At 49.4% G+C, this 9,619-nt stretch carries 6 protein-coding genes and 4 pseudogenes; all 10 read right to left on the bottom strand.

Annotation, left to right across the window (positions count from 1 at the left end):
- Positions 1-353: 353 nt before the first annotated feature.
- Positions 354-785 (bottom strand): nickel-responsive transcriptional regulator NikR, encoded by a 432-nt coding sequence (gene nikR / locus Q0198_RS03250; RefSeq protein WP_297894891.1) that lies wholly within the window; start codon positions 783-785, stop codon positions 354-356.
- Positions 786-1,377: 592 nt separating this feature from the next.
- Positions 1,378-2,766 (bottom strand): annotated as a pseudogene (locus Q0198_RS03245) (hypothetical protein); the annotation flags it as partial.
- A gap of 594 nt (positions 2,767-3,360) precedes the next feature.
- Positions 3,361-3,630: pseudogene (locus Q0198_RS03240) on the bottom strand (Sua5/YciO/YrdC/YwlC family protein); the annotation flags it as partial.
- Between the two features lie 696 nt (positions 3,631-4,326).
- A pseudogene (locus Q0198_RS03235) lies at positions 4,327-5,748 on the bottom strand (Sua5/YciO/YrdC/YwlC family protein); the annotation flags it as partial.
- 10 nt (positions 5,749-5,758) lie between these two features.
- Positions 5,759-6,022 (bottom strand): hypothetical protein, encoded by a 264-nt coding sequence (locus Q0198_RS03230; RefSeq protein ID WP_297894890.1) that lies wholly within the window; start codon positions 6,020-6,022, stop codon positions 5,759-5,761.
- 11 nt (positions 6,023-6,033) lie between these two features.
- A complete protein-coding gene (locus Q0198_RS03225) occupies positions 6,034-7,671 on the bottom strand; it encodes a hypothetical protein (protein WP_297894888.1) in 1,638 nt (545 codons plus the stop codon).
- Positions 7,655-8,350, bottom strand: a complete 696-nt coding sequence (locus Q0198_RS03220) for a hydrogenase maturation protease (protein ID WP_297894894.1) — start codon at positions 8,348-8,350, stop codon at positions 7,655-7,657. The genes Q0198_RS03225 and Q0198_RS03220 overlap by 17 nt, the downstream gene beginning before the upstream one ends.
- A gap of 60 nt (positions 8,351-8,410) precedes the next feature.
- Positions 8,411-8,506: pseudogene (locus Q0198_RS03215) on the bottom strand (hydrogenase expression/formation protein); the annotation flags it as partial.
- Positions 8,503-9,177 carry a Ni/Fe-hydrogenase, b-type cytochrome subunit gene (gene cybH / locus Q0198_RS03210; RefSeq protein WP_297894885.1) on the bottom strand — a complete coding sequence of 225 codons (675 nt, stop codon included), beginning with the start codon at positions 9,175-9,177 and terminating at the stop codon, positions 8,503-8,505. The gene cybH and the pseudogene Q0198_RS03215, both read right to left, overlap by 4 nt.
- A 3-nt stretch (positions 9,178-9,180) precedes the next feature.
- Positions 9,181-9,619 (bottom strand): nickel-dependent hydrogenase large subunit (locus Q0198_RS03205; protein ID WP_297894882.1); only part of this gene is annotated, 439 nt, incomplete at its 5' end.

Genomic DNA, 9,619 nt, shown 5'->3' with positions numbered 1-9,619 from the left:
ATATCCATTTTACGCTAGCTCGGCTTTACAAATACGGCACTAAAGCGCGGCGCTTTATAAAATTTAGTCGCGAGCTGTGCCGATCTCGCGCCAATGCGTAAATTTAGACCCGCGGCAAGAATGTTTTTTGATTAAAATTTCTAAATTTCGCGCTCGCCGCGGCTAAATTTAAACAAACTTTGTTTGCCGCCTTACACAATCGCTGCGTTTAAATTTTAAATTTCACTACGCGCCCGCAAAATCGCGCTTCGTAACCTGCAAAAGTCGCGCAGTCTGTGTTTAAATTTAGAAGCGCACGAATAGAAACGCGAAAATTTCGCGCGACGCGCTGTTTTTAAAAATGCACAAAAGCCCTACACTTCGGTGATGACCGCGTTTACGAGCTTGGAAAATTTCACCCCTTTTAGCGCGCCGATTTTGGCGCTGAGCCGCTCGATCTTTGAAATTTTATCCCGCATCGTGATCTCCTCGAAGCAGTGGCGCTCGTCGATGTGGAAGTGGCTGGTGCTGATGATGGTGACGTTTGCGTGGTGCTCGATCTCTACGAGCTGCTCGATCAGATCGCTTTGGTGATGATCATACGCGATGCAAAGCACGCCCACGCAGTCCTCGTCGCTATCTCCGTGAAGCACGCCCTCGACCATCTTTTCGCGGATCAGATCGCGGATAAACTCGCTGCGGCTTAGGTATTGCTTGGCGCGCACCATCTCATCGAGATCCTCAAAAAGCTTCGTCGGCAGCGAAATGCTAAATCTTACGGCGCTCTCTTTTTCCTCTTTTTTCATAACTTCCCCTTATTTTGGGTATTTTGAACGTAATTTTACCGAAATTCCGCTCAAATAGTAAGAATTTTGCGCTAATTTGGCTTATTCTTTAAAATTTAAAGCTCCAAAGCATCGTGCGTATTTTGAAATTTTGCTCGCGATTTCGCGTTATATTTTAATGCTAGCGCGATGAAATTTTACCGGTGCTACGTTATTTTAATTCTACCGCGAGCTTGCGTCCAAATTTTAAGAGTCAGACGCTAAATAGCGTCTTGGCTTGGGGTTTGCGCAGTATCTAGCCACTCGCCGCGGCAGAATTTTGCATCGGTTGCCATAGCAGTGCGCCGCGACGCTATGGCAGGCAACGGCGCGCCGTTAAATTTTTAAAATTTTAACGTTTCGGCTGCGACATATGAAGACGGCAAGGCGCAAATTTGTTCGCTGATTTTGCGATTGTAGAAAGCTAGCCACGGTGGATTTTATCGCCGTAGCGTTAGAATTTGCGCAAAGCGCAAGCAGGGTGCAGAGTTCATAAATTTAGCGGCGAGATGAGACTAATAAATTTTACAAAGAGCGAGCTTAACGGCTATAATTGCGTTTTTTGTGGACGAGCTTAGCGCGAAATTTCGCTTAGATACGCCGCGAGCTGCCCGTATGCGATGCCGCTGTCGTTGCAAGGAACGGCGCGGTTTAGATGAAATTTGATGCCCCGCGCGCATAGCTTCGCGCACGTAAGATTTAGAAGCGTGGCGTTTTGAAAGACTCCGCCGCTTAGCACGACCTCGAGCCCGAAGCCCTCCGCAAACTCAGCGATGAAATTTGCGATGGCGTTTATAAATTTCGTCGCGGCCAAGCGCGGCTCATCGCTCAAAGCCTGCAAAAACGCCTCTTCGTAATCGATCACGTAGCATTCACCCTCAAAGCTCGGTGCGCAAGCTCCGTTTTGCAGGAATTGATCCGCATCGGCGACGTTTTTGCTTTCAGAATTTATTAAATTTAGAGCAGATGTTTGCTTTATAGAATTTACAGCGACGTTTGTATTCTTTTTACCGCCGCCTGCGATGTTTCGAGCCGCCCGCTCAAGCCAGTCTTTGCTTGCCGCATCGTCTGCAAGCTCTTTAAAATCGCCTCGCAGCGCGCAGCTGTTTTTGGCGCCGCTATGATTTTGCGCATTCAAACTGCCCTGCTTTGCTTTGCGCTCTGTTTCGTGCCGCAAATCATCGGTATCCCGCTGCTGCGAAGCGGATTGCGGCGCGTTCTGGATAAAATTTTCGCCCTCCTTTCGCAGCGTAAATTCGTAGCTCTGCTCGCAGCCGTCGATATATAGGTTCTCAAGTCGCATGCCCGCTTCGCCGTCGAAGCTGACGGCTCGCAGGTCGCAAATGACCGCAGCAAACGCATCGAACAGCCGCCCTAGCGAGCTTGAGCGGACGGCACGCGGCGCGATTTTTTCTAAATTTGCGACTTCGCTTGCATTAAATTTTGCTAAAAACTCGTGCGCAGTGTCCTTTGCATTAAATTTAAATATGAGCGCGAGCGCAAGTTTGTAGATGTTTTTGATCGCATTCTCGCCGCCGATAAGCGCGATCTCGTCGAATTTTGCCACGCGATTAAAGCCGAACTCGTTAAAAATCATCGCCTCGCTGCCCCAGATTGTGCCGTCCGTACCATAGCCCGTGCCGTCGAAGCAAAAGCCGAGGTATTTTTTGCCGCTTCTTAGCAGATCGTTTTGTGCCAGATTCGATACCAGATGCGCGAAATGGTGCTGGTAGCGCACCACGGGGTATCCGCGCTGCTCAAAAAATCGCGTGTGCGAAAACTGCGGGTGCAGATCCGCGATGATGGCGTCGAATTTCAGCTCGTAGGCGCGCACGAACATATCCAAAAGCGCGAAAAATCGCTCATTCGTGGCGACATTTTTAAGATCGCCGATGTAAGGCGAGATGAAAATTTGCCCGTCTTTGTAGATCGCAAACTGGTTCTTAAGCTCCGCTCCGAGCGCGAGAAAAGTGCCTTTGAACCGGAATTTGCTAGGGAAAATTTTTGGATTCATTCCGCGAGATGTTCGCAAAAACAGCGCGTGATCTAAAGCGTCCGCTTCGGCGAAAAAATTCGTGTATCTCGCCAAATTTGCGGTACTTGTCGGTTTTACTGTATCTGCGAGATTTGCAGCATTTGTGGAATTTAGGGCGCTTGCGAGATTTGCTAGACCTGCGCCGCGGACGGATTTCGTTTCGCAAACAGGTTTCGCTTCGGCGGCGGAATTTGCGTCATTTTGGTTTTTTTGAGGCGCCGAATTTATGGCGTCGGAGTTGTTTTCGGAAATGAAATCTGCGGCGTCGTAACTTGTATCCGTATCGGAAGGTCTTTGCGAGTTCTCTAAATTTTGCTCGCCCGCAAAATTTTCCTTAAAATTTTGCGGCGCGATAAGGGTTTGAGAGGTTGCAGAATTAGCCGCAAAATTCTGCGCTAAGATTAAATTTAGCGCGGAATTTTCGGTCTTGGCGCAGGTTGAAAGCGACGCGAAAATTTTGCTCGAATTGCAAGCCGTTTTTGAATCAGGCGCTAAAGTTTGTGCTTCAAATGGTGGTAAAAAGGCGATACTATCGTCGCTCGGCGTTAAAATTTCGCGATTATTGTCCAGGTAAAACGAGATGACGCCGCCCAGCTTCTCGCGCAACTCCTCGGCGTTAAAAATAATGGGCTCGCCGCTGATATTGGCGCTTGTGGCTACGATCGGGCGATCAAAGTATTCAAAAAGCAGCAGATGCACGCCGGTGTTGGCTAGGAAAATGCCGATTTTATTAAGGTTCGGCGCCACGCTTGGAGCGATAAAAATCGCGCCTGCTCTAAAAATCGCCGAAAAACTTGCGGGCAAACGCACGAAATCGCCCTCGCTATCGGAATGGGCGCCGCGCGCGTCCGCCATGCACGCCTGCGCAGAGCATGAACCTTGCAAATTTATCGTCTGTTGCGGACTCGGCTCGCTCACCGAGCGCTGCAAGCCCATCCTATCCTCAGCATGTCGCAAGCCCTGTATATTCGCCAAATTTTGCGAAATAGGCTCGTTCGTCGCAAGCCAAGAATCAGGCTTCTTCGCCGCGCATTGCAAGTCTTGGCTATCCGCTGCGGACTGTAAATTTAACTCATTAGCTGTATGTCGCAGCTTTAGCTCGCCTTCTGCTTGCAGTAGGCTTAAATTTTTAGCCGCGTACTGCGAACCAGACCCATTCGATGCGCGTCCTAGCTCGTTTTCTGCGCTCCGCGAGTCGCCCGCAACCGACGCATCGCAGGCGAAATTACGGCGCGCCGGTTTGCTGAAAATTTGCGCACTATGCAACCCGCCCTGCTCTGCGCAAACTCCAATATTTTGCGTACTAAAATTTTGCGCCGCGCAATTTCGTAAATTTCGTAACGCAGAGCCCTGCCCTTGCGCCGATTCTTCTTGCTCACTCGCAAATCTCAGCGATATAAAATTTTCGCCTTGCGTCTTTAAATTTTGCGCGCCGAAATTCACCGCAAAGCCCGCCTCTGTGCGCCAAGAAAACTCACGCTTTTTTAAAATCACGATCGGCTTGACATTGCAATCTATCAGTGCCTCCTCCTCTGCGCTTAAGCTAGCTGCGCGCCATGCCTGCGCTGCGTCGCGACACATGATCGCAAAGGGCTTGCTCGGGCGTTTTTTGAGCATTCGCAGCATGCGTACCGCGCGCTCGTTCGTCGCATCGCAAACGATATGAAAGCCGCCCATCCCTTTGATCGCACCGATCTGTCCACGCCGCAAAAGCTCCGCCGTGCGCGCTATCGCCTCCTCGCCGCTTGATAAAATTTTACCGCCCACGCCGCATAAAAACAGCTGCGGACCGCAGTGCGGGCAGGAGATCGGCTCGGCGTGATAGCGGCGCGTGAGCGGGTCCGTGTATTCGCTGCGGCAAAACTCGCACATCTCAAACGTTCTCATCGTGGTATTTGCGCGGTCATACGGCAGTGCGGCGATGATGCTAAGGCGCGGGCCGCAATCCGTGCAGTTGATAAATGGGTAGTGAAAGCGCGGATTTTGCGGGTCGTAAAACTCTTTTTTGCACTGATCGCAGATTGCAAAATCGGGCAAAATTGGGTTAAATTTACGCCCCTCCTTAGATTGCGTGATCTTAAAATCAGTAAAATTCTGCGTAAAATCTTGCGTATTTAGATCGGTGCGGATAATTTTATCGATACGACAAAGCGGCGGCGCTTCGCTGGGAAGGCGCCGCTCGAAAATTTTTAAAATTTCTTCTTCGCGCGGATCTTGCTCGGTGCTTTGCGGATCGCGTTTAAAGCCCTGCAAATCCCCCTTCGCGCCTTGCAAGTCGCGCTTAATATTTTGCAAGCCTTGCGGCGATTCATTCTGAGACATACCGCGCTGCTGCGACGAATTTTGCACGATGAAATTTTGATCCGACGAAGCGGGCAAAATGGAGCCCTGCTCGTTTAGATTGGTCTCGAACAAGTCTGGCAATAGTTTATCACTCGCTACGGCTTGCAAATCGCTCGTCAAATCATACGGCAAGCTCGTCAAATCAGGCATGCCAGCTAAACCATTCGCTAAATCGCGCGACGAGCCGGTCAAATCATTTGGCAAGCTCGGTGTGCTCTGTGGCGAAAAGGAACTCTCGTTTAAATTTGAACTTGCAAAATTTCGTGATAAGTTCGCGGCCTTGTTAGAATCCGACTCGGCAGAATTTAAAGACTGAGCAGCCGATGACGATGCTTTCTGTGCTTGAATTTCGTTAGAATTTGGCTCATCTAAATTTAAAGGGGCGGAATTTTTATCAATCAAGCCTTTTTGCGGCTCGGAAAGGTCTGCGCAAACGATGATTTTAACGCCCTCGCCGTCGTTATAAACCTCGCCTTTCAGCCCCAAATCCACGGCGAGCTTGTAGACGAACGGGCGAAACCCGACCCCCTGCACCGCTCCGAAAACCTCAAATTTAGCCGCTTTCATGTATGTGCTTTCATAAATTGCGCGCCGCAGGAGCTGTTTTGCGAGCAAAATGCGCTTGCGCCGGGCGGACAAAGCGTTCCGGACGCTGCAAAATATGCTCTAAATTTAATAAAATTTGATCCTTTGCTTCCGCGCCCTTTGCCGCTTTTTTAAAATTTCGCGCGATCTCATCTGCGTTAAATTTAGCCCGTATGGCGCAGCTATCGGCACCGCAATGCCCGCGCAACTCGCTGTTTTGCGAATAAGGCTTTGAAGCTTTGCCAAAAATACGCATATATGCCCGATCTAGCGAGCTTGAAGCGCGAATTCGTCGCTAAAGCTCGCGTCAAAATTTTTGCAAAGCTTAAGCATTAAATCCGCGAACTTGCGCCCGCCAAACATCGCGCCGCCGAAGATCAAAACGTCAAAATCCTCTTTGCGCTCATCCGCCAGATCGCTTAAAAAATAGCCCAAACTATCGAAAAATCCGAACGCAAACAGCTTTTCATTGGCGCCTGCGAGCGCATAGCTCATCGCTGAGCGCAAAATTTTATCCGCTTGCACGCAGCCGCGCTCATCGGTGCAAAAATCGAGTCGCACCCCTTTGCCGCCCGCAAAATCCTCCGCAGCCGCCATCAAAAACGCCGCATCGCGCTCCCAGATAAGCTGTGCGGCGACGCTAAAGATGCTGTGAAATCCCACGTTTGCGCTTTTTAAAATTTCATCGATTTTCGCGGCATCTACGTTAAATTTGGCGTTAAAATTTTCAAGCAGCTTAGCGCCCGTTTCGTCGGCGCAAATTTGCGCCTTAATCTCGTCGAAGCTGCGCGGCAGATCAAATTTAAGCAGAATTTTTTTAGAGCTTTCGCCATAAATTGCGATCTCATCGTCCGCACCTACGCCCAAAAAGCAGCGCAAAACGCGTTTTTTGGAGTCGTTCAAAACCCCCTTCTCGCGGCACGTAAGCGCAAAAAGAGCGGAGTTTTTGTCGTTTGAGTTTTTCAGATAAGAGCTTGCGCTGCCACTTAAAAAATCCTCGTTTTGCACGATCAAAAAGCCGTTTTGAAGCGGCGCGACTTTAAAAATTTTATCTTTTTGCGCCGCATTTTCACATTTTGCGCTTAAAAAATAGATCCCATCGCTTGCCAAAGCGCGCACCAGCGCAAACACGAATATGTCGCCCGCAAGCTTTACGTCAAAAAATTTAGGCGTGTCCTCGTGGTTTTTTCTAAAGATCGCATTGGTTTTTAGGCTTATGAGCGGCTTTTCGAAGGCTGCGAGCGCAATTTTGCTCTTTTCGTCGCTCGCAAAAATCCCATCCAGCGCGCCCACTCCCGCGGCTATCAAAAAATCGTCGCTAAAATCCACATCCGCCTTGAGCGTGAAAGTTGCGCCACCGCGCTCGATCTGAACCTGCCTGGCATGAAATAAGTTTATGCGGCAAAACTCCAGTAAGCGGGCAAAATTCTCCCTGTTTACCGCTTCAAATTTGCCGTCATGAAGAACGCCGGCGCCGCTTATTATTTCGAATTCGTTTTGAGACGGCTCGGCGCGAGCGAGGTATTCCTTCATCACTCGCGGGGTAAAGTTATTAAATTTAGCCGCGCTACGGGCATTTGAAATTTCATCCTCGAAAAATTTGCTTAAATCGCCCAAGGAGGCATCTTCAAACGTGCCGTTAAATTTCAGCGTTTTCGCTTCGGTGCTGTCCTTGTCCACCACGCGCACGGAGGATTTTGCCAAAAATATGGAGTTTGGAATCAGAGGCATCGCCTCGTCGCTAAATTTTAAAATTTCATCCTCGCCGCCGCGCACGAAAAGGCTTATTAAGCTCGCCTCTTTTTTTAGGCAAAACTCAAGTGCGCTTTTGCGAGCATAAAACAGCAAAAAGTGCGCTATCAGCGCGTTTTCATTAAGGTAGTTAAACTCATATGCTACTATCATCTCGCCCCCTTTTTGCAAATCGATCCGCGATGTCTTGGGCGCTAAGATCGGCGATTTTTTCATGCGCGAAGCCAAGATCCGATAGGTGCTTAAGCGCCGTTTTTTCCATGATTTTTGAGGACTCTAATATCACGGAGCTTAGCTTAAAGCTCGCCTCCTCGATGCGCCGCGGTACGACAGCTAGAATTTTAACGTGAGGCAGATCACCGCAAAGATCCATCATCTGCAGGGTTTGAAGCATTTCGACCTCGTGTGCCGAACCGCTCCAGCTGATCTGCTTAGGCATCGCGTCGTAGTCGAAAAAATACACCTCGCCGCCCTTTGCGCCGTCCGCGTCTATGCAATCTACGAGCAAAATTTCATCAAATTCCGCTATCGTAGGCATCAAAAAGCTAGCCAGAGTCCCGCCGTCGATAAATCGGATCTGATCCGCGCTACTGCTCGGCGCGGCTGAATTTACGGCGACAAAGTCCGAATTGATAGAGCTTTGCGCTGCGGAATTTATAACGGAATTCTGCGAAGTAAAATTTGAGGCGGAATTCTGCTTTGCGGAATGTTCTGAAGTAGAATTTCGGTCTAAATTTACTGCTGCGAAATTTTGCTCGGAGATAGAATTTTCATTTGCAGAATTTTGCGAGGTAGAATTTTGTATCGCAGAGACTTGGGCGGAATTTTGCATAAAATTCTGCGCCGCGAAATCCTCGCCCACCATAGAATTTCTTGCGGCGGCTTTAGGATAAAATTTATAGTTCTGCGCGAGCGCGCGGACGAAGTGCACACCTATGCCCTCGTCCGCGTAGATGACGTTGCCGATACCCAGTACCAGCACTCTCAAGCGTGCTCTTCCTTTTTAAATTTATAACCGCTTACGATCGCATCCATCGCGCCGTCTCTACCCTTGACGGCGTTAAAGACCGCCATATAGACGTGGATCGGCACGAAGATTATGATGATATTCATGCAAAGATGATGTATCATTCGCACTTCGCTTAGACCGCCCATCGCCGCTTCCAGCGGGCGCAAGAGCCCATATAGCGCGCCGCCGAGCCCCTCGTGATAGACGTGCACATATAATATCATACCCGTTAGGCAGATTACGAACAATACTAGATAAAAGCCCAGATAGGAGATGAACTGTAGCGGGTTGTAAACGCCGCGAAGATGCGGGTGCTCGCCCAAAAAGATATAGTATTTGATCTGAGCTATCCAGACGCGCGGGCTAAAAAAATCCTTGATGCTTAAAAGCTCTTTTCTGCTCTTTTTATCGAAGAAGAAAAGATAAGTTTTAAAGATCGCCGCGCCGATCATCGCAAAGCCGAAGATCAGATGCACGAATCTAAATTTAGCCTGCATAAAAAGCACCGGCTCTGGACTCACCTCGGGCGCGGTGAAAACAAAGGCGATGTAATATCCGGTGATCACCAAAATCGTAATGCAAAGCGCACGCAGCCAGTGCGTGATCCTAAGACCGATTGAGAACTCGTATTCCGCAAATCTTTTTTTCATCGTTTATCCTTTGCTGGGATCTACCCTATAGCAGCCAAGCTCCGCCCCTTTAGCGTCCATTACGTGCACGGCGCAGGCGATACAAGGATCGAATGAATGGATGCGGCGGATAATCTCTAGTGGCTTGGAAAGATCGGCAAGCTTAAGTCCGATCAAGCAGGATTCGTAAGCGCCCATAGCACCGTCTTTATCCTTCGGTGTGGCGTTCCAAGTAGATGGCACGACCGCCTGCCAGTTTTTGATGACGCCCTTTTCGATCCTGCACCAGTGGCTAAGTGCGCCGCGCGGCACATGACCGATATAGCGACCTTTGTACTCTTTGGAGTTATCGATTACATATTTTGCGCAGGTTTCAGTGTCGCCGCTTTTAATGTTTGCGATCAAATTTTCTAGCGCGATCAGTCCGTTGTTGGCTACGACTTTGGCCTCGATCATACGGCAT

It is taken from the genome of uncultured Campylobacter sp. (genome assembly GCF_938045205.1).
Classification (GTDB): domain Bacteria; phylum Campylobacterota; class Campylobacteria; order Campylobacterales; family Campylobacteraceae; genus Campylobacter_B.
The sequence above is the reverse complement of the archived record's forward strand: the minus strand, read 5'-3'. Positions and strand labels throughout refer to the sequence as shown.